Raw genomic sequence first — 21,776 nt, 5'->3', positions numbered from 1 at the left:
ACGCATATTAGCCACCTCACTTACAGTGAGTAATAATGGGAATTGGACTCCTTTTTTCTTCTGCTTATTTTTTCTATTAAAATATAATCGGATTATTTCTCATATATGTATTTTAAAATGTTATATATGAAAAATAACTCAATTCTATTTTTTACATTAATCTTCTCAGTAATATGCCTTTTATGTGAATATACAGTACTACTACTAATAGACAGCTTTTTTGCTATTTGATGATTAGGTATTTCGCTCATCCAGTAATTAATTATTTTTTGCTCTTGTAAACTAAAAATAGAGCATAATGAATGTTTATAGGTTGGAAAGAAAACTTGGCACCGAGAAGTGAATAAAGATGTCTTTTCAAGCACCCAAGGAAGGATCTTTTTAGGAAAGATAAAACAGTTATTTGTCAATGCGATAGGTCTTTCTTTGTCTGGGTAGTTTGCATCAATATAAAGATAAAGACGGCAACTTCTTGTTGAAATAAAAAAGAACTGCAAATGTGGACAATGTGCTATTTCCCGACAATATCTTGTAAGATCAATAAATATAATATCTGGCATTGAGTGATTAATATAATTATTTGCTTCTTGTATAGATGATATGTCAACTATTTCATGTCTTACATTTCTCTTCGAAAAATAATGTTTTATACCATTACGAGTAAAAAAACATTCATCAATAATTAATACTTTCACAAATAACTTCCTTGTTTGTAGCCGTTTTAATTTATTAAAATAAAGACAACATCATTTTATGTCAATTCGGCTTATATGTTCTTTTTTTGAAGATATATCGAATAAAAAGGTTATGATTATTTTTCCATTAAATAGAAGTTGATTTATTAATATAACTAATTATTTTTATACCGAAAGAGTTGGTTTATATATGGATATAATCAATATGTGATGGTGGATTATAGAGAGGTAAAAATGAGAACAGGAGTACCAAGTACTCCTGCTTTGCGTTCGCTATCTTTTCTAGATCTTTTTATTAATGCTTGGTGTTGTCTGAAACAGAATCTTCAGATGATTCAATTTTATCAATACCTGCTTGAAGAATATGAATCAACTGCTTAGCTATGTCTGTTGTGAGCCAAAGTGTCTTATCTACAACTGCGTTTTCTGGATGATGTTCGTTTTCAGGAAGATAATGTAAACGCAACATCATGGCATCGTAGATGTCAACGGTACTGATGTCCCAGCCTACAACAGGATGTGTCTGAATAACTTCATTTTTTCTACTCATAATACCTCCTAATCATACAACCGGTTTTGACTAAGAGAGAAGCTCCCACACAAAGTGGTTACTTTTCAGTATACGAGATTTATCGTGATTAAAAAGATAAATTTTTGTTATAACAAAAAAATGTGTGCTGGCTCTGATAAAAGAGTAATGCACCATTAACTGTCGAACAAATGTTATATGGTGCATTTTAGATAAATATCAAGGGGAAGGATTAATCGACAGTGATATCCCAATGAATATTTTCATTTGCTAAGAAAGGAATAAGCGCTTCATTGCCACAAAGGATTTGTGCTGGAGCCTCAACTGTTTTTTCAGTTAATGTGATTGTACCTTCATTAACAGGTAAACCGTAAAAACGAGGGCCATTTAGAGAACAGAAGGCTTCAAAGTGTTGTAATGCATTAAGTTCTTTAAATACGGTTGCGTAAGCTGCCAGTGCGGTTGGTGCGTTAAATACTCCCGCACAACCACAAGATGACTCTTTGCGGTGTTGTAAGTGAGGTGCAGAATCTGTACCTAAGAAAAAGCGAGAATTTCCTGATGCAACAGCTTGTCTTAATGCTTCTTGGTGAACGTTGCGTTTAAGAATAGGCAAGCAATATAGGTGAGGTTTAACACCACCAACCAACATGTGATTACGGTTAAACATCAAATGTTGCGGAGTAATGGTAGCGCCGAGAAATTCATTTCCTTCTAACACATACTGAGCTGCTTCTTTAGTTGTAATGTGTTCAAAAACAATTTTTAGCTCAGGAAATTGCTTACGCACAGGAGACATAACGCTATCAATAAAACGCGCTTCTCTATCAAAAATATCAATATTTGAAGCGGTTACTTCGCCATGGATAAGTAATGGCATGCCAATTTTTTCCATCACACTTAAGATTGGGTAAATCTTTGTGATATCTGATACGCCATGACTTGAGTTAGTTGTTGCATTCGCAGGATAAAGCTTACAAGCAGTAAAAACACCTTGTAAGAAACCTTGTTCGACTTCTGAAGGCCGTGTGCTATCTGTTAAATAGCAGGTCATTAACGGTTCGAAGTTATCTCCCGCAGGAATAGCTGCTTTGATGCGATCACGATAAGTACGAGCAGCTTCAATCGTTGTAACAGGTGGGACAAGGTTTGGCATAACAATAGCTCTGCCAAAATAGCGACTGGTATAAGGAACAACAGTTTTTAGCATGTCATCATCACGAAAGTGAACATGCCAATCATCAGGACGGCGAATAGTGAGGGTGATAGGTTGTGCAGTGGTCATATACCGGCTCCGTGTGTCTTAGGAAAATCGAAAGATCAAGGATTGGATTGGACTAGATAGTCAAGCCGGAAACGAATGCTAATACGAAAACGATTAAATAGCTACCATTTAATCGCATTTTTTTATTATGTTTTTGGAATTATGTAAGGTGAAACAGAGAATAAAATCAAAAGGTTACGAGGGTGACACAAAGAGAAATGGCTCCTCCAACTGGACTCGAACCAGTGACATACGGATTAACAGTCCGCCGTTCTACCGACTGAACTATGGAGGAACAACATTAAGTGGCGTGTATCATATAGTGAGTGATTTGATATGTCAAAGGACAATCAACGATATTTGTTTAAGTGCGTAGATAAACAACATATTGTGTATTTCTAAAACGGATAATCTAATAATGAGGCGGTAAACATTTTTAAATGGCTATTTTCTCTACATTGAAGATTGAAAACAAAGATAAAAAATAAAGAGATAACGTATTTGAGACGACACAGAGATCTAAAAAATAAAAGAGGAGAAGAATAGGAATGGTATTGATAATAGAGAAGGTAGAAAGCAAAAAGCCCGCACTGTGATAGCGCGGGCTTTTCTAAATTTGGCTCCTCCAACTGGACTTGAACCAGTGACATACGGATTAACAGTCCGCCGTTCTACCGACTGAACTATGGAGGAAGCGAGTTCTCGTGAGAACGAGACGGATAATAGCGAGGGCGATGAAGTTTGTAAAGTAAAAAAAGTGAAATAATAGTTTAAGTGGTTAAAAAATAACTAATTTATAGTTTTTAAATTAAATAAGGTGGTTTTGAGTTTAAAAAATAGTCAGTGGCATAGTGTTAATTTAAATTATCCTATTAGAACGCACTCTTTTATTGATGATTTTGAGTGGAGATAAAATTGAAATCATGGATACATCGGTGGATATATAAGAGCACAAAGAAAATAAATTAAGAAAATCGAGGAATAAAAATAATGGATGAGCAGAAAGCAAAAAGCCCGCACTATAATAGCGCGGGCTTCTCTAAATTTGGCTCCTCCAACTGGACTTGAACCAGTGACATACGGATTAACAGTCCGCCGTTCTACCGACTGAACTATGGAGGAAGCGAGTTCTCGTGAGAACGAGGCGAATAATAGCTATCCTCGGTCACCTTGTAAAGTAAAAAAATGAAAAAAATAACTGTTTGCTCAAGAGTGCATCAGATTGTTTCTTTTTTGACAAAAATGTATAAAAAATAAATGGTTATCAGTAGAAATAATACTCGAAATTACATTTCTACTAGATGAAATATGTCTTACCTTGGTAAGAAAAGATAAGGCGCTTTTTTAAAAGAAAGTTTTTCAAACTATTTAGTAATACAATCTGACGAATTCACAGAATAAATTGAAGAATCAGAGACTATGGATACTGCGAATTTATCAACGCCAATAGTATTAGAGTTTGAACATTTTAAAAAAACACTTCTTCTATATACAAGAGATAAAGAAGGGGGATGGGATACGGTTGTCTCTGGTTTAGCATTATGTCGGTATAGTTCTATTACAGAGCCAGAAGGTTGGATGTATGAACCAAGTTTGGCTATTGCTGCGCAAGGTGCAAAGCAGATAACAATAGGAGTAGAGACAAATTGCTATCGTCCTATGAATATGCTTTTAACATCATCAGAAATACCGACCTTTGCTAAAGTTTGTGAGGCTTCAAAAGAGACACCTTTTTTAGCGATATTACTAAAATTGGATCTCTCTCTATTACCTGAGTTGCTAACAGAAAACAAATTTGAGTTACTACAAGAAAATAAAGAGATCCGAGCTCAACAAGTTGTTCAAGCAACTGCACCAATCCTACAAGCAGTAACCAGGCTTATAAAACTAATAGATACACCCGAAGACGCACCGTTTATTGCACCTTTGATCCAAAAAGAGATCCTTTATTACTTATTACGATCAAACGATGGTGCGCGTCAGCAACTACTCGCTTCGCAACATCCCCAGTGTCGGCAAATTAATCATGCTCTTGATTGGATTAAACAACACTACCGCGAAACAATCCGGATAGAAGATCTTACAATGTTAGTGGGTATGAGTACCTCTTCATTTCATTTTCACTTTAAAAATCGAACAGGCATGACGCCGTTGCAATATCAAAAATGGTTACGACTGAATGAAGCGAGAAGGATCATGTTGATTGAAATGAGTGATGTCTCTGAGGCGGCATTTATTGTGGGTTATGAAAGCCCATCACAGTTTAGTCGCGAATATCAGCGATTATTTGGGTTATCACCTCTAAAAGATATTCAACGATTAAAAGCCTCTGGATCTGAAAGTGTATATTTGGATTATTAGGCAAGAATAATGGAGAAATGAGTTAAGGCAGTAATAGATAATTGCGTTACAGTCAGTTTATTAACTATGTGTATGTAAAGGGGTTTAGACGTGACGAATGTTTTTATTATTAATGCGGCAAAAGAGTTTGATGGGTCTGAAGGGAAGCTCAATGACCATTTGACGCAAATTGCCACAGAATTATTATCTTCACATCAGATAAATGTGCAATCAACACGCATTGATGATGGTTATGATAATGATGAAGAAGTCGATAAATATTTATGGGCAGATGTCATCATTTATCAAATGCCAGCATGGTGGATGGAAGGTCCTTGGATCTTAAAAAAATATATTGATGATGTGTTTAGTGCGGGGTACGGCAAAATGTATATTGATGATGGCCGTACACGAAAAGATCCTTCGAAAAAATATGGTTCTGGTGGGTTATTACAAGGCAAAAAATATCTTCTTTCTGTAACTTGGAATGCGCCTTTTGAATCATTTGAAGAGCAAGAACAGTTCTTTGAAGGAAAAGGGATTGATGCTGTCTATTTCCCATTCCATAAAGCGAATCAATTTTTAGGTATGGAAGGATTAAAAACCTTTGGAATGTTTGATGTAGTGAAACAACCACAAATTGAACAAGATATTGAAGCGTATAAAAAACATTTAGAACAAGAAATCGTTGGGAACGCTGATTAGATATTTATCTTGCTAGATATAAATTAGCTATCTGATAATCAATCAAGATAACGATCCAGATTGGATTTAGGTAGCTGATTTTGACGATATGGATTTACAAAGCAAAAAGCCCGCACTGTAATAGCGCGGGCTTTTCTAAATTTGGCTCCTCCAACTGGACTTGAACCAGTGACATACGGATTAACAGTCCGCCGTTCTACCGACTGAACTATGGAGGAAGCGAGTTCTCTTGAGAACGAGGCGCATAATAACGATGATATATCAGAGTGTCAACGTTAAAAGTGGATTAAATATCTGTTTGGTTGGTTTATCGACAAAGTGGTTAAATAATAGAAGTTATTCTCCGTGTTTTACGTGTAACACGGAGAATCAATTAGGCTTGAGGGGATAATTGTGATGCTGAAATTGATTGTTGAACGGGATCAAATGCCATCAAGTACACATCGTAAAAATGAATTTCTTGTTTTTTACTAATAATCTCACGAATGTCTTTTTTTATTTGTTGAGATATCGCTGGGTGCTGGTGGATCTCATTTATGGCTTCATCAGAGAGTTTTTCAAAGGTATACCATTCACCGTTATAGCAAACTCTCAAATCGAGAACACCAATATCCTCAAATTTATAGATAGGTTTAATATCAAATAACAAGATACCAGCCATAACTAAGAACATCACAGTAAAAAGAACGAGTGAGATAACCCCAAAGTAAGGTGAATAAATTAATAACGCAGCGAGTAATACATAAGAGAGAACCATGCTGATACATAACCAGATATGGTTTTTTAAAAACTGACTATTAAAATGTGGTTTCCCGTCTCTTTTCTCTGCTTTATTGATCCGGTCTAAATCACGCTCTAAGATTTCTTTTAATACATTCATTGTAAACACCTTAAGAGATGAATGTTGCAAACTTGTTTCTTATTACTAGATTATCACGGGGACAAGATAAGCGGGTAGAACAGTTTTTTTAAATTATGGTATTAACTGTTATTGTCAAACCATTAAGAATATTCTTAGTTGTTGTTAATAATAGAGATAAAATATCAAATAAATTTTATGCACAGTGATAAAAATAGAGGAAGAATTGTATTTTTAATGTGCAATTCGCATTTTTTTAATCTTTAGACGCATAAAACTATTGCTATTAAACTTGTCTCATGCGTTAATGAGTAAGGCCTCAATACAGACCTGATTTATGATTGACATTCTAAGTTAATGAGTTTTAAACAGCATCGCTTTTTGACCGTTTTCTTCATGTGTGCCCATAAGTTATAGGTAGTTCAGGCCAGTAGATGCCGAGAAGGCAACGTTTTATTGATATATAGGAAAGTCACATGTCTGACAAAATGAAAGGTCAAGTTAAGTGGTTCAACGAGTCTAAAGGCTTTGGTTTTATTACTCCAGCAGACGGAAGCAAAGACGTATTCGTTCACTTTTCTGCCATTCAAGGTAACGGTTTCAAAACTCTGGCTGAAGGTCAGAACGTAGAATTCACAATTGAAAACGGTGCAAAAGGTCCAGCAGCTGCTAACGTAACAGCTCTGTAATTTAAAGCCTTTTAAAAATTTTCTTCAAGCCTGTCACCTTATGGTGGCAGGCTTTTTCTTTATGGGTAAAATAAAGAAAAAGAGAATGATAATATTTATCAGGAGAACAAATGCAGGTTAATGATAGCGTTGTTGTGAAAACAGATGGTATTGACAATCGTGAAGGGACTATCCTACTTATTGAAGAATTTAATGAAGGTATAATGTATTTAGTATCACTCCCTGAATATCCAAAAGGAATTTGGTTTTTTAATGAAAAAGAGGGGGGTGAAGGCACATTTGTTAGACCAATACAGCAAAAGTGACTTACGTTTAGGTACGGTTCATTTACATTTTTAAATCAGCTACTTATACTTTTGCCAAATTTTAGTTAGGAGAAAACACCTTGGATACACAAAGTTGTAGGTTAATGATAAACCCATTAACTGAGAATAATTTTATTCAAAATAATAGGTAGGCTGTTTTCTTCACTAAAACTGCTTACCATTTTGGTGGGCAGTGCATTGTAATATTTCTTTCTTATATATTCCTATTCAGCACTTACCCAAATGATTTCCCTTATGCAGCTAAAATACGAAGGGTAACTCCATGTGCTACATTTTTTTCTCTTTATTTCCTCCACCTAAGGCGATGAATTAATTTCAACACTCTGAACTATCAGAGCAAAATTTTCATATCGATTTTAATCATCATGTAGAGGAAATAAACATGACGATGACGCCTTATATTTTAAATCTCATAATTGCAATGTGCCTTGGTGCTTTGATTGGTGCCGAACGTCAATGGCGACAAAGAATGGCTGGTTTAAGAACAAACGCTTTAGTTGCAACGGGTGCGGCTGTTTTTATTTTAAGTTCAATAGAAACTTCGCCAGATAGCCCTGGTCGTATCGCAGCTCAAGTTGTTTCGGGTATCGGATTTCTTGGGGCAGGTGTGATCATGCGTGAAGGAATGAATATACGTGGACTTAATACGGCAGCAACGCTTTGGTGTTCAGCAGGAATTGGCGTGTTATGTGGCTTAGGTTTATATCAACTGGCGACCATAGCAACACTTCTTATTCTTTGTGCGAATATTTTACTACGAGAAGCTGCTCAACGGATAAACGCTCAGCCACAACATCAAGCAATAGATATTGAACAACGCTACTCAATACGAATTATTTGTCACGAAGAAGATGAAGTTTTAGTTAGAACACTCATTTTACAAGCAATAAATGGACTACATGTTCGATTACAGTCTTTAAGTAGTGCTGATACATTGATGCCTAGCCAGTTGGAAGTTTGTGCTGAATTACTTGCAACACCTGTTGAGCAAAAAGAGATAGAAGCGATTGTTTGTAGAGTAAGTTTAGAAAAGAGTGTGAGTGCAATTAATTGGAAGATAGCGGCAGAGCATCCTGCTTAACAGATCTTTTGAAAATAATGTCTTTCTAATCAAGGCTCCCTGTATTGAATATAGGGAGCTTTTTGCCATTTGGATACTGGATAGATATCAACTTACAAGGTTATTTCAAAAAGGAATATGAATATTGATAAAAGTTATAAAGAATATAACGTTGTAATTTATAAGTAAGAGTTTTGTCATATTTCTAGCTGTTGTGTGGGCGATTACGCTTATTCGCACCAGCCACATACTTCGTATGCTCTTAGTAAATCATTTATTTTTGCCTATCCAAACCTCAAATTATTCAGAACATCAACATAATACTTAATTTAAGATTTAACTCCTCCGATGAGAATAATGAGATCTTAGTCATGTATTACGTATTATTACTAATATATAGAAATAAAGTATTTTGTTTGTGTAATTATTATTTTTGTAACTATTACTTTATGGAATAAAAAATAGAAAAATGTATTCAAAAAAAGCTAATTTAAATACGCAATAGGATGGAATATATTCATTTTCGTTTTAATAAAAACAAACATTTTTGCCTAAATTGATTAATGTACAATTATTTGTATTGTGGTTAACCCGTATATAATGAGTTATGAATGAAAAATGTTTAACAGCGTTCGAGTATATTTGGCGTGATTTCTCATCTTTATTAATCTCGCGTTTTAGGTTGATTTGATTTATCTCTGTTTATTTTGTTTTTAATAAACAGGAAAAACTAAAATCAAGTAAGCGGTTGCTACCCATGGTTTACTTATTAAATGAGGCACTTAGGCGTATTGTAGGACAAAAAGTCGTTATTAAGGGGCTTAGCGCAGTATAGAATCTGGGGTGAAAATCGATGTTTTCCATTGATTATATTGGATTTTTTTTTAATACCTAAATTATACTCTCAAATTATTTCAATGTATTTGGCGAAAATTTTATCAATATTTTCTATCGTATTTAATTTAAGTTTGATTTTTTGAGTAATGTTTTTAATTTAATCAAATTAGACTCTCAAAAAATGGGGATAAATTCAGGAAAATGGTGAGTTTAAACCGCTACAGTAAAGCTGATGAATTGCTGTGGCATGATGTTTGTAATCACTAATCAATGATGAATGAAAATCTTTTGAAAAATTATAGGATTTTTTGTAAAAACCATGTAGAGGAAATGATACCAATAAGTAATCTTATAATAAGCGTAGAAAAACCACACCACTCTTTTCATTCGATAAAATAATAATTTCAAAATTATATTGTTTATAACTTTGTCAAGGATGTAAATCTTACTTATTACAGAAGGAGAATTATCTTAGTATGAAATAGATGTGCCATTAGTATTTACTGTGAAAATATATATAAAGGATAATTGTGCTACTGACCTTTTTCGATTTACCAAAAAAGATAAAACCAAGTATAAGAGGAATGCTAATTTAAAAAATTGCCGGTATAAAAGGGGGAGTAATCATTTCATGTTTGCTTACTAAAAAACGATGTAACTCATTTCAATAGAACTGAAAGCAATACACAAAGTATTTGCATTCACAGTATGAATAATCTCAATTATTACTTTTGAAAAATACGGTTACAATATTTTTCAAAAGCTTCCTTTTACAAAAATTTAGAACACTTTTGGGGGTATAGAATACTAAGCACTGTTATTGGTTTTTAAGATTAATCTAATAAATGAGATATAGGTCTTGATTATTTAGATACATCAATATTTTTATTAGGCTTTGATAGAGAGGAAAAGCCTTTTTAAACTCGGAATTACTCATAAAAAGGGTAATAAAATGAGTCAAATTAGTGGTTAGAATAGGGGAATATTTAGAGATATATTTTAGTGGTTTAAGTAAAGATATATCGATATTTAAATCTTTATACTCTCCTAAGCCCGTCAACATCAACTTTTGTTAAGTAATGGTGTTGTTACGAAGTCAGCACTTTTGGTTCTGTAATGTCTTGAGACTTGTGCTAGCTAGGTTGAAAAAAAGAGGCTAACCGCATGATAAGAGGAAAAGTGAAACAATACTCATCATTTGTAAGAGTAAAACAAATTGCTGTTAAGAGATGTTTTGGGGCAAAAAGTAACATTTGATATTTTTTAGTTCGAAGTAATGCCAATGGAATAATCAATAAGATGCTATTTTGATCATATTTGTTTTTCTGTCTTTACATTGAAAAAGTCGATGTGTACAAGTGTTAACTCTAGAGCGTCATATTTGTCATTACCGCCATTTATTGTGTAGAGGTAATACTGATAACAGGAAAAATAGAATTTATATTTTGCCTTATTATTTTATGAATTAATTACTTTGCATTGGAGATCTTGGAAGCTTTTTTTATCAAATTGAAATTTATATTTCAAAAAAATGTCTTTTTTATAATAAAAGAGGTGTGGTTATATAAAACATAATTTATAAATCTTCTTTTTTTCTTTATGCTTTTTTACGGGATGTTATATTTTTAATTAATTGTAGATTGTTTGATAAATATATATCTATATACAGTGAAAAATAAGATGATTTTTATTTCATTTTTTATTTTAATAAAGTTGGGCTTTATTTTATAAAAAAATGATTGTTTTTTTAAATTTAACTTAAGTTAAATATTGTATTATTTTTATATTCCGTTTTAAATTGATAATTAAATTACAGGTGTTATTTATTTAATTAAATAAAAAGCATTCTTTTATTTTTATATTAAACTTGTGACAGTTTTAAATTTTAACTGCTCATAATATATACCGCAATTCATAAATAAAACTTATTTGTATGTGGGTATTATTTCTCTGTGACTAATTTACAGTCAATAAAACTCTTATTAAGAGTTCTGTAATTTAAGTGTTAAATAGTACTTAATAATCATTAGTTAAATTGTATTGTTACGATTGAAACTTTAATAATGTGGAAATAAATATTCAATGATTTAAGGGTGAAGATGCATAACTAAGAATTTAATTTTATATGACTTATCGTTCTGTCCAATAAATTCATCATTGTATAATATTGATTTTAAAGGATAATTTTAATAATGAAATAATAAAAAAATTTAGGATAACTATAAATAATTAGAATAGGTTATTTTTCAAACAAATTGTAAATAAAAAGTGATCATTTCTGAAGGTTTACGTAAATGATGAAAAAAATAATATCTATAGAAATATTTATTAAAACTGGGAAGCTTGTTTAGATAAAGATGAGGAGGAGATATATCAATATATGTTACTGTGATCAAAAAAATCTCCAATTGTGGATTTGTCAAATTTTTATGCTGTATTTTTAGGTTTATAAGTTTAATAGATCGTATAAAATAAAAAATTATCATTAATATTTTAATTTGGGTAGATTAGCTTATTAATTTACACCAAGTTTTATTACTTTTATCACTTGAATAGTTAATGAACTAATTCCATAATAATGATTATCTTTTTGTGATGTGACTCACATAGTATTTAAATTAGACTACTTTATCCGTTGAATAACTTAATCGTTAAGGAGTAAAGTTTACTTTTAATTTAAATGTTTTTTTCGCTACTTTTGAAAATGACCGTAACTAAGTAATACAAGGTAGTGTTACTACGTGTCATGTTCATAAAATGGGGCCTGGAAATTTAATATTACATTTATATTAATTTCCTCGGGATCTTTCATTAGGAAGATCCTCTTTGTTCAATATAATCGGACGGGATGTAAAGAGATGAGTACGGTTGAATTGCTTAAGCATATTTATGACATAAATTTATCGTATTTGCTTTTGGCGCAAAGGTTAATTAACCAAGAAAAGGCTTCCGCAATGTTTCGGCTTGGGATTAGTGACGCCATGGCGGATGCACTAGCAGAGCTTACATTGCCTCAATTGGTTAAGTTGGCTGAAACAAACCAACTAATCTGTAATTTCCGGTTTGAAGACAGCGAAACAATAGAACAACTCACTAAAGAATCTAGAGTGGATGATTTACAACAAATTCATACTGGCATTCTTCTTTCTTCTAACTTGTTTCGTCAGTTATCGGAACAAGATACTACTGCGACAAAGAAACGGGCATAACAATGAGTGAGAAAAGTATCGTCCGAGAAGCGAAAGATATTCGCTTAGCAATGGAATTAATCACCTTGGGTGCCCGCTTACAAATGCTTGAAAGTGAAACTCAATTAAGTCGGGGGCGTTTAATTAAATTATACAAAGAATTAAGAGGGAGCCCCCCTCCAAAAGGAATGCTGCCATTTTCAACGGATTGGTTTATGACATGGGAACAAAATATCCATTCCTCAATGTTTTATAACGCTTATCGCTTTTTATTAAAAAATGGTGGCTGTGTTGGCGTTGAGGCTGTTGTTAAAGCTTATCGTTTATACTTAGAGCAATGTCCGCCTGTTAAAGATCAAGAACCTATTTTAGCACTAACAAGAGCATGGACATTAGTACGCTTTGTTGAAAGTGGCATGTTGCAACTTTCCGTTTGTACCAAATGTAATGGTTCATTTATTACACACGCACACCAGCCAGCTAGCAATTATGTTTGTAGTCTTTGCCAGCCACCTTCTCGCGCAATAAAAAAACGTAAACTTTCCGCCAATCCTGCCGATATTAACTTACAACTGTTGGATGGTCTTGAACAGTTTGCAATGTGATTCGAGATTGAAAGTTAAATATCAGGTTATAGAGCTTAGTTATCTATAACCTGAGCCGTTTCCTCTCCCCCTCCTATCTCTTGCTGCTATGTTCGCCATTCTCTCTATAACGAAATTAGCTAAAGGGATATCGCGTGTTAGTACTCTTAGGATATATCGTGGTTATGAGCGCCGTCATCGGGGGATATCTTCTCGTCGGTGGTAGTTTAGGCGCCTTGTACCAGCCAGCCGAATTTATAATCATCTTTGGTGCCGGTATCGGTGCTTTTATTGTAGGTAATAATGGTAGAGCAATTGTATCGACAATGAAGATCCTACCGAAATTACTTCGTAGCACAAATTACAATAAAGCGATGTACATGGATTTAATGGCACTCATGTTTCGTTTATTGTCAAAAGCTCGTCAAAACGGGATGTTGGCATTAGAGAGAGATATCGAAAACCCACAACAAAGTGACATTTTTTCCCAATATCCTCGCATTATGAAAGATGTTTATATGCTCAGTTTTATCACTGACTATATGCGTCTGATGGTGACGGGGAATATGAATCCTTATGAAATTGAATCTCTGATGGATGAAGAGATTGCAACTTTTGAGGAAGAAAGCGAAGTGCCTGCAACAGGTTTATCAGCGATGGGTGATTCATTACCTGCGTTCGGTATCGTTGCTGCGGTTATGGGTGTTGTTAATGCGTTAGGTGCCGCGGATAGACCTGCTGGCGAAATGGGCGTATTAATTGGACACGCAATGGTTGGTACTTTCTTAGGTATTTTATTAGCTTATGGTTTTATTTCACCATTAGCTTCTAGACTCAGACAGCGCTCTAGTCAGCAAATGAAAATGATGGAGTGCATCAAAACAACATTGTTATCTAGCATGAATGGATATGCGCCACAGATAGCTGTTGAATTTGGACGTAAAACCCTCTTTCTGGCAGACAGACCTTCTTTTATTGAGTTGGAAGAACATGTACGTCAGGTACGGACACCAATGCAGGCAAATCCTGATGCAATGAAAGAAGAGTAATTATGAAGAGTAATTCACAAATCATTCGAGTTAAAAAGCGAGGGAGAAAGCAACATCACGCTCACGGTGGTGCATGGAAGATAGCTTATGCTGACTTTATGACCGCAATGATGGCTTTCTTTCTGGTGATGTGGTTACTTTCAATCTCTAGCCCACAAGAATTAACTCGTGTAGCAGAATATTTTCGTACGCCATTAAAAGTCGCTATTGAAAAAGGGCGATTTAGTGGGGATGCAACCAACCCTATTCCTGGAGGAGGGCGTGATCCTGTTTATAACGAAGGTGATATTTTGCCAAAAGGTCAGGAAGATAAACAGCTTAATGAAAAGCAACAATTCCGCCGATTAAAAGAGAATTTAGAACAAGTCATTTTAAATGATCCTAGATTAAAAGATCTGAAGCCTCATTTATTAATCGACATGATGGATGAAGGTTTACGTATCCAAATTATCGATAAAGCAAATCGACCTATGTTTAGAGTCGGTAGTGCTACCGTTGAACCTTATATGAAGGATATTTTGACGGCAATTGCGCCTATTTTAAATGACACGCCATACAAAATCAGTTTATCGGGTCATACCGATGATATTCCTTATGCAAGTGGCGCTTTTAAATATAGTAACTGGGAACTATCAACGGATCGCGCGAATGCCTCTCGTCGAGAGTTAATTGGTGCTGGCTTAGGTGAATGGAAAGTGTTGCGTGTTGTAGGTATGGCATCAACAGTTCACTTGGTCAAAGAAGATGGTTTTGCACCTGCTAACCGACGGATCAGTATTCTGGTCTTAACGAAGCAAGCAGAACAAAAAATTGTACAAGAAAATGAGCGGGTTGCACCGACAGTAACAGAGGCTTCAGAAATTGAACCTCTACTTTCAGGGCAAGAAACCCCACAAGAAAAAGCAGAAAATACACAGACGGGTTCGTCTGTGTCTTCTGCATCTGAGCTTCCCGAATCAAAAAAGGAAAATGTTGAAACAGGAGTTTCTGGGGAAAGTTTGCCATCACAATCGACAAATATTACTACAAAGCAGGGAACAGCCCCCTAATTTGTTGGTAATCGCGTAAAGGTGAATGAGTAACGATGGATATTACTGAGTTTTATCAAACATTTTTTGATGAAGCAGATGAGTTGTTAGCTGATATGGAACAGCATTTGCTGTTACTTGATCCTGCAAATCCAGATCAAGAACAGATGAATGCGATTTTCCGTAGTGCGCACTCCATAAAAGGAGGGGCTGCAACATTTGGCTTCGTTAAACTTCAACAGACCACTCATGTGCTTGAAAACTTGCTCGATAGTGCAAGACGTCATGAGATGGCGCTCACCGACGACATTATTAACCTGTTTCTGGAAGCGAAAGATATTATGCAACAGCAATTGGATGCACATAAAAACTCACAAGAACCTGATGAGGAAACATTTAACTATATTTGTGAGAAGTTGCGTCAGCTGGCTCTCGATGTAAAAGAAGAACAATCCGCTCCTCAAGTTGAGGTTGTTGCTGGATCTGAAACTTCAGACTCACAGGCCGCAATGACTGAAACTCCTGTTTTGTCATCTGACTCTGAAAGTGTGCAAAGTGAAACTATAGAAACTATGGTCGAAGCAACATCGACAATGGTGGCTGATGGACATTATTACCACCATATTATTTTGTCTGATCTTAAAGAGACAGATATTGCTTTAATGCTTGATGAATTAAAACACCTTGGTGAAGTTAGCCAAGTTGAAAAACAGCATCATGGTCTTGAAGCAATATTAAAAACGACAGCAACAGAAGAAGATATCAGCGCTGTACTTTGTTTTGTGATTGAACCTGAACAAATTTCGTTTAAAAAAGTGGCTGTTGCAGAAAAAGCACCAGAAGAAAACACAGTTACAGAAGAAAGTACAACATCTGTTGATGATGTTCATGTTGAAAGCCAAGTAGAACAAGCGACACCTGCACAAAAACCAGTTGCTGAAAAAGTGACACCATCAGCAGAACCTTCTAAAGCACCAGTGGCATCGGCAGCACCTGCGAAAAGACCTGTTGCAGCTGCTACGCCAAAAACAGAATCAAGCAGTATTCGTGTTGCGGTTGAAAAAGTTGACCAATTAATCAACTTAGTGGGTGAATTGGTTATCACACAGTCAATGTTGGCACAGCACAGTGGTAGCCTTGAGCCTGCAATATATAGTGATTTACTAAGTTGTATTGCTCAGTTACAGCGTAATTCTCGTGATTTACAAGAATCTGTTATGTCAATTCGTATGATGCCGATGGAATATGTTTTCAGTCGCTTCCCTCGAGTTGTGCGTGATGTTGCAGGTAAAATGAATAAGAAAGTTGAGTTAAACATGATTGGTAGCTCAACAGAACTTGATAAAAGTTTAATTGAAAAAATTATCGATCCTTTAACTCACTTAGTTCGTAACAGTCTTGATCATGGTATTGAAATGCCGGCCGATCGTGTTGCAGCGGGTAAACCGGAAGCGGGGCAATTAACCCTGTCTGCGGAACATCAAGGCGGTAATATTTGTATTGAAGTGACTGATGATGGTGCTGGATTAAACCGCGAACGTATTTTGAAAAAAGCGATTTCCTCTGGGCTTGCAGTTTCTGAAAATATGAGCAACGAAGAAGTTGCTATGCTGATCTTTGCACCGGGTTTCTCTACCGCGGAAGTCGTCACGGATGTTTCTGGTCGTGGTGTGGGTATGGATGTTGTAAAACGAAATATCCAAGAGATGGGCGGTCAAATTCAAATCAGTTTTGAAGTGGGTAAAGGAACGCGCATTCGTATTTTACTTCCACTGACATTAGCAATTTTGGATGGTATGTCTGTTAAAGTTCATGACGAAGTCTTTATTTTACCATTAGGAACGGTAGTCAGTTCTTTACAACCGGAAGAAGAAGATATTTATCCATTGGCTGGCGATGAGAAATTATTGCAGGTCAGAGGGGAATATTTACCACTGATTGAACTGCATCGTACATTTAATATTGAAGGTGCTCAAACCGATATTACCCAAGCAATTGCGGTAATTGTTCAAAGTGCCGGACGTCGTTATGCTTTATTGGTAGATCAATTAGTTGGTCAGCATCAAGTTGTTGTTAAAAATATAGAAAGCAATTACCGAAAAGTGCCTGGAATATCTGCTGCAACAATTATGGGCGATGGTAGTGTGGCTTTAATTCTTGATGTACCAGAATTGCAACGTTTAAGTCATACACAAATGACAAATAAGAAAAAGAATACAACTGCAAGCGCAGTCATTTAATAGTGAGGATAAAATAAGATTATGGCTTCGGAACATTTCGAGAAATTATCCGGTGAAACTGTTGGACAAGGATTTCTAATTTTTACGCTGGGCGATGAAGAATATGGAATTGATATTTTAAAGGTTCAAGAAATTCGTGGATATGATCAAGTTACACGTATTGCTAATTCACCTAGCTTTATTAAAGGTGTAACTAATTTACGGGGCGTTATTGTTCCGATAGTTGATCTGCGTATTAAATTTTCACAAGAAAGTGTAACTTATAATGACAATACTGTTGTTATTGTGGTTAACTTATTAAATCGAATTGTGGGAATTGTTGTTGATGGCGTTTCTGATGTTCTTACGCTAAAGCCAGAGCAAATCTGCCCTGCGCCAGAGTTTGCAGTCACAATGTCTACTGAGTATTTAACAGGTTTAGGTACTTTAGATGAAAGAATGCTTATTCTTGTTGATATTGAAAAATTACTCAACAGTGAAGAAATGGAATTAGTCGATAGCGCAACAATTCAAGCTAAATAAGTTTTTATTTTTTAAAAAATAATCTAAATACTGTTCCGGTAATTTTGCCGGAATAGCTATTTCTATCTTTTTTATTTTATTAGCGAGTGCTAAAGCATCAAATTAACTTTAAGTAAAATTAAAAGATAAAAAAGAACTAATAATTTTAGTTAAGTTCTATTTTATTATTTATTAACTTATAAGTAGCTATCACCTAGCTGTAATATTTTTCTACTGACGGAAATAACTTTAAAGTTTTTTATACTTATAATTTTAATTAAAAACAGTATTACCACCGCTTTCTAATGGGGCAAAAACGTGACTAAGACGAAATGAAACCTATAAAGTTTCTCTTAAGTCTGCCGATAACTTGCTCATTACCGTTTATTATAAAAAGGGAAACTATGTTTAGCCGAATGAAAATAGTGACTGGATTATTATCCATTCTTCTGTTGTTTGGTGTTTTGCAATTTGTCTCAGGGGGTGTTTTTTACTCAAATATCGTTGAGACAAGAAACGACCTTAATAAAACACTGACAATACAAGATCAACGTGAGCGCCTAGATGAAAGCTGGGCTAACTTACTGCAAGCTCGTAATAACATTAACCGCGCCGCGATTAGTTTCTTATTACAAGATAAAAATCTTAATGTAGATGATTCTCTATCTGTTGACTATCTGACGGGTCTTGCTCGCAAAAATATGTCTCGTGCAGATGAGAAATTTAAAGAATTTGAAAAGAATATCACCGCTTATCAAGTTCACTCAGAAGATGATGTTCGTAGCCTAAAAGGGCGTTTTATCGAATATTACTCTGCATTAAACCAACTGGAAATTTTACTTCAAGATAAGAACTTAAAAGACTTTTTTGAGCAACCAACTACGGGTTATCAAGACGCTTTTTATAAAGAATATCTTGCATACGTCATGCGTAATGAGAAATTTAACGAAGAGTTAAATGTGGCATTAGAAGCTTCTCACCAGCGTACTGTCATTACTATGGTTGTATTAGCCATTATCGTGATCTCGGCATTAATTCTATGCTGGTTTGCATTACGTAATGCCTTAATTAGACCATTAAATTCACTTCTATTAAGTATCAAAACCTTCTCTGAAGGTGATTTACGTCCAAATATCGAAGTGAATGGCCGCAATGAAATGAGCTTGTTAGCAAATGGTTTAAAACATATGCAACAAGAGCTTATTCAAACCGTTCGTGGTGTCTATCAAAGTACGGAAAACATTTATAACAGCACAAGCGAAATTGCTGCTGGAAATAATGATTTATCTGCTCGTACAGAAGAGCAAGTGGCTTCATTAGAAGAAACTGCTGCAAGTATGGAACAGTTAACGGCGACCGTAAAACAGAACGCAGACAATGCTCGCCAAGCAAGTAACCTTGCTAATGACGCCTCAGATATTGCCCGCCAAGGCGGAAAAGTTGTTGCTAATGTGGTGCAAACAATGCACGACATAGCCGGAAGTTCTCAGAAAATCACCGATATCACAGCTGTTATCGATGGCATTGCATTCCAGACCAATATTTTGGCACTGAATGCGGCTGTTGAAGCAGCAAGAGCCGGTGAGCATGGTCGCGGATTTGCGGTAGTTGCCGGAGAAGTTCGTAACCTTGCACAGAGAAGTGCAGAAGCTGCTAAAGAAATAAAAACACTGATTGAAGATTCTGTAAGTCGTACTGAAACGGGTTCTGTACTCGTTGAAAGTGCGGGTGAGACGATGACGCGTATCGTGGATTCAGTAACACGTGTTACTGACATCATGGGCGAAATCGCTTCTGCATCAGATGAGCAAAGCCGAGGTATTTCACAAGTTGGCCTTGCGGTTTCTGAAATGGATCGCGTCACTCAGCAAAACGCCTCTTTAGTAGAACAATCTGCAGCCGCTGCTGCTGGTCTTGAAGATCAAGCAGTTGCATTAACCCGCTTAGTTTCAATCTTCAAATTACCGGGTCAGGAAGAAAAAACGCTAGAAAGAAAGGAATCGGATGCAACCCCTGTAGTTAAAGCCGCTGCTCCACTTATAAAACCAGGAACCTCAGAAAAGAAAAAGAGCAGCAGTGTTGAAGATCCCGCTAACTGGGAAACTTTCTAACAACAACAAGTGGCTGACAAGCGGTGGCTTTTAACCACCGCTTTAAACGAGGTGAAGGCATGTTTAGGTTTCGCAAATTAAAGATATCCACCAGTCTCTATTTATTGCTGATGATGTTTTGCGTTATGCAGGTGATTTCTAGTGGTATTTCGCTAGGGATCGTTCATTTGAATAACGAACAGATCACCAGAGTAGATATAGATACATCTAAGCGAGATGAATTAGGATTAAGTTGGGCATCTTTAATACAAACACGTAATGCGATTAATCGTGTAGCTATTGCAGTGAAAACTGAACAGTCAACGGATTATATTCAATCTATTGAATCAATTGCACTTTCACGTTTGGAAACGGCGAATACTCATTTTCAAAATTTCCTTGCTGATATTAATAAAGAGGCAATCCCAACAGAAGAAAAAGAAATCGTTGAAGCAGTAAAAAACGATTACCACGTTTTATATGGTGCATTAACTGAATTACATAGCATGTTAAAAAACGATAACTTCCAAGGTTTTTTAGATCAACCAACAGAACGTTATCAAACAGCGATGGAAAATTCATTTAACACTTATATGAATTATGTTCAGACTGAAATTACTGAATCTATAGAGCAAGGACATCGCTCTTATACTATTGCTATCTTGATGTTTATCGGTGCAATAGCGATGGTTATTGTTGTATCAATCGCCGCTCATCGTTGGCTAAGTTTTAATATCATTAAACCTTTCGCAAGTTTAAGCCGTTATTTTAATGATGTTGCCACCGGTAAATTAAATCGTGAAATTCTTGTCTTCACCGATGATGAAATAGGGGATGTGTTTAGACGACTACGAGATATGCGTGGTGAGCTCGCGCGTTCTATTCGTATCGTTCGTGATAACAGCCATGCTATGTATTCTGGTATTCAAGAAATTTCCAAAGGAAATACGGATTTATCCTCAAGAACTGAACAACAAGCTGCTTCGTTAGAAGAAACTGCGGCAAGCATGGAAGAGTTAACAGCAACGGTAAAACAAAATGCTGATAACGCCCTGCAAGCGAGCAAACTCGCAGAGTCTGCTTCTGAAACAGCGATACGTGGTGGAAAAATCACGCATAGTGTTGTTGAAACCATGGATGCGATTACACAAAGTTCTCAAAAGATAGGGGCTATTATCAGTGTGATTGATGGTATTGCGTTCCAAACCAATATATTAGCACTTAACGCCGCGGTTGAAGCTGCGCGCGCAGGTGAACAAGGGCGTGGATTCTCTGTTGTTGCTGGAGAAGTTCGTAACCTTGCTCAACGCAGTGCTGATGCTGCAAAAGAGATCAAATTATTGATTGATGAATCTGTTTTACGAGTCTCTCAAGGTTCTCAACTCGTTAATAATGCAGGGCAGACAATGGAGGAACTCGTCACATCAGTAAATAAAGTCACTGAATTAATGGCAGAAATCGCCTCAGCTTCTGATGAACAAAGTCGAGGTATTCACCAAGTCGCTGATGCAGTCAGTCAGATGGATCAGGTGACACAGCAAAACGCTGCTTTGGTGGAGCAATCAGCATCTGCTGCCGCAGCATTGGAAGATCAGGCTAATAACCTTGTTGATGCTGTATCGGCATTCGAGTTGCCTGACACGGATGAGAGTAATAATTCTTCATCCCTAGAAGGTAATGGGTTGAAAAAAGCAGATAAAAAATCATTTTTTAAAAAGACCCATTAAAAAACAATGAAACGTAATGTTACTGAAGTCTTATCAGATATCGCTGCTCAACCGTTGGATATTTT

The 21,776-nt window shown here is 35.6% G+C and carries 17 protein-coding genes and 4 tRNA genes; 13 read left to right on the top strand and 8 right to left on the bottom strand.

Features of this window, described 5'->3' with window-relative positions; genetic code table 11:
• Positions 1 to 92: 92 nt before the first annotated feature.
• From EHE21_RS11920 to EHE21_RS11895, 6 genes are all read right to left on the bottom strand, one after another.
• Complete coding sequence (locus tag EHE21_RS11920; protein WP_194950783.1) at positions 93 to 695, bottom strand: response regulator transcription factor; 603 nt, start codon at positions 693 to 695, stop codon at positions 93 to 95.
• A 295-nt stretch (positions 696 to 990) separates the two neighbouring features.
• Positions 991 to 1,245: a biofilm formation regulator BssS gene (gene bssS, locus EHE21_RS11915; RefSeq protein WP_064720401.1), complete on the bottom strand. Its 255-nt coding sequence runs from the start codon at positions 1,243 to 1,245 to the stop codon at positions 991 to 993.
• Positions 1,246 to 1,456: 211 nt separating this feature from the next.
• Positions 1,457 to 2,509 (bottom strand): dihydroorotase, encoded by a 1,053-nt coding sequence (gene pyrC, locus EHE21_RS11910; RefSeq protein ID WP_194950782.1) that lies wholly within the window; start codon positions 2,507 to 2,509, stop codon positions 1,457 to 1,459.
• Positions 2,510 to 2,707: 198 nt separating this feature from the next.
• Positions 2,708 to 2,783 (bottom strand) — tRNA-Asn (locus EHE21_RS11905).
• A gap of 322 nt (positions 2,784 to 3,105) precedes the next feature.
• A tRNA-Asn gene (locus EHE21_RS11900) sits at positions 3,106 to 3,181 on the bottom strand.
• A gap of 353 nt (positions 3,182 to 3,534) precedes the next feature.
• Positions 3,535 to 3,610 (bottom strand) — tRNA-Asn (locus EHE21_RS11895).
• Between the two features lie 297 nt (positions 3,611 to 3,907).
• Between EHE21_RS11895 and EHE21_RS11890 the strand changes: the two genes are divergently transcribed.
• Together EHE21_RS11890 and EHE21_RS11885 are read left to right on the top strand one after the other, a co-directional pair.
• Positions 3,908 to 4,849 carry an AraC family transcriptional regulator gene (locus EHE21_RS11890; RefSeq protein ID WP_194950781.1) on the top strand — a complete coding sequence of 314 codons (942 nt, stop codon included), beginning with the start codon at positions 3,908 to 3,910 and terminating at the stop codon, positions 4,847 to 4,849.
• 90 nt (positions 4,850 to 4,939) lie between these two features.
• Positions 4,940 to 5,533: an NAD(P)H-dependent oxidoreductase gene (locus EHE21_RS11885; protein ID WP_194950780.1), complete on the top strand. Its 594-nt coding sequence runs from the start codon at positions 4,940 to 4,942 to the stop codon at positions 5,531 to 5,533.
• Positions 5,534 to 5,675: 142 nt separating this feature from the next.
• Here EHE21_RS11885 and EHE21_RS11880 read toward each other — a convergent pair.
• Both EHE21_RS11880 and EHE21_RS11875 read right to left on the bottom strand, forming a co-directional pair.
• Positions 5,676 to 5,751: transfer RNA gene (locus EHE21_RS11880), tRNA-Asn, on the bottom strand.
• Between the two features lie 155 nt (positions 5,752 to 5,906).
• Positions 5,907 to 6,413 (bottom strand): YlaC family protein, encoded by a 507-nt coding sequence (locus EHE21_RS11875; protein ID WP_194950779.1) that lies wholly within the window; start codon positions 6,411 to 6,413, stop codon positions 5,907 to 5,909.
• 455 nt (positions 6,414 to 6,868) lie between these two features.
• Between EHE21_RS11875 and cspE the strand changes: the two genes are divergently transcribed.
• From cspE to EHE21_RS11820, 11 genes are all read left to right on the top strand, one after another.
• Positions 6,869 to 7,081: a transcription antiterminator/RNA stability regulator CspE gene (gene cspE / locus EHE21_RS11870; RefSeq protein ID WP_004243573.1), complete on the top strand. Its 213-nt coding sequence runs from the start codon at positions 6,869 to 6,871 to the stop codon at positions 7,079 to 7,081.
• Positions 7,082 to 7,191: 110 nt separating this feature from the next.
• Positions 7,192 to 7,386: a protein DsrB gene (gene dsrB / locus EHE21_RS11865; RefSeq protein WP_194950778.1), complete on the top strand. Its 195-nt coding sequence runs from the start codon at positions 7,192 to 7,194 to the stop codon at positions 7,384 to 7,386.
• 403 nt (positions 7,387 to 7,789) lie between these two features.
• Positions 7,790 to 8,488, top strand: a complete 699-nt coding sequence (locus EHE21_RS11860; RefSeq protein WP_088495205.1) for an MgtC family protein — start codon at positions 7,790 to 7,792, stop codon at positions 8,486 to 8,488.
• Between the two features lie 3,674 nt (positions 8,489 to 12,162).
• Positions 12,163 to 12,513, top strand: a complete 351-nt coding sequence (gene flhD / locus EHE21_RS11855) for a flagellar transcriptional regulator FlhD (protein ID WP_072063484.1) — start codon at positions 12,163 to 12,165, stop codon at positions 12,511 to 12,513.
• Positions 12,514 to 12,515: 2 nt separating this feature from the next.
• Complete coding sequence (gene flhC / locus EHE21_RS11850; protein WP_006533207.1) at positions 12,516 to 13,097, top strand: flagellar transcriptional regulator FlhC; 582 nt, start codon at positions 12,516 to 12,518, stop codon at positions 13,095 to 13,097.
• Positions 13,098 to 13,231: 134 nt separating this feature from the next.
• Positions 13,232 to 14,125, top strand: a complete 894-nt coding sequence (gene motA / locus EHE21_RS11845; RefSeq protein ID WP_036935706.1) for a flagellar motor stator protein MotA — start codon at positions 13,232 to 13,234, stop codon at positions 14,123 to 14,125.
• A 2-nt stretch (positions 14,126 to 14,127) separates the two neighbouring features.
• Positions 14,128 to 15,174, top strand: coding sequence for a flagellar motor protein MotB (gene motB, locus EHE21_RS11840; RefSeq protein ID WP_088495206.1), 1,047 nt, complete (start codon positions 14,128 to 14,130; stop codon positions 15,172 to 15,174).
• Positions 15,175 to 15,209: 35 nt separating this feature from the next.
• Positions 15,210 to 17,393 (top strand): chemotaxis protein CheA, encoded by a 2,184-nt coding sequence (gene cheA / locus EHE21_RS11835; protein ID WP_194950777.1) that lies wholly within the window; start codon positions 15,210 to 15,212, stop codon positions 17,391 to 17,393.
• Positions 17,394 to 17,414: 21 nt separating this feature from the next.
• A complete protein-coding gene (gene cheW, locus EHE21_RS11830; protein ID WP_023581802.1) occupies positions 17,415 to 17,915 on the top strand; it encodes a chemotaxis protein CheW in 501 nt (166 codons plus the stop codon).
• A gap of 383 nt (positions 17,916 to 18,298) precedes the next feature.
• Positions 18,299 to 20,005: a methyl-accepting chemotaxis protein gene (locus EHE21_RS11825; protein WP_088495208.1), complete on the top strand. Its 1,707-nt coding sequence runs from the start codon at positions 18,299 to 18,301 to the stop codon at positions 20,003 to 20,005.
• Between the two features lie 59 nt (positions 20,006 to 20,064).
• Positions 20,065 to 21,711: a methyl-accepting chemotaxis protein gene (locus EHE21_RS11820; protein WP_161711401.1), complete on the top strand. Its 1,647-nt coding sequence runs from the start codon at positions 20,065 to 20,067 to the stop codon at positions 21,709 to 21,711.
• Positions 21,712 to 21,776: the final 65 nt, after the last annotated feature.

It is taken from the genome of Proteus sp. GOKU, assembly GCF_015475555.1.
In the GTDB taxonomy this organism is placed as follows: Bacteria; Pseudomonadota; Gammaproteobacteria; order Enterobacterales; family Enterobacteriaceae; genus Proteus; species Proteus mirabilis_B.
The sequence above is the reverse complement of the archived record's forward strand: the minus strand, read 5'-3'. Positions and strand labels throughout refer to the sequence as shown.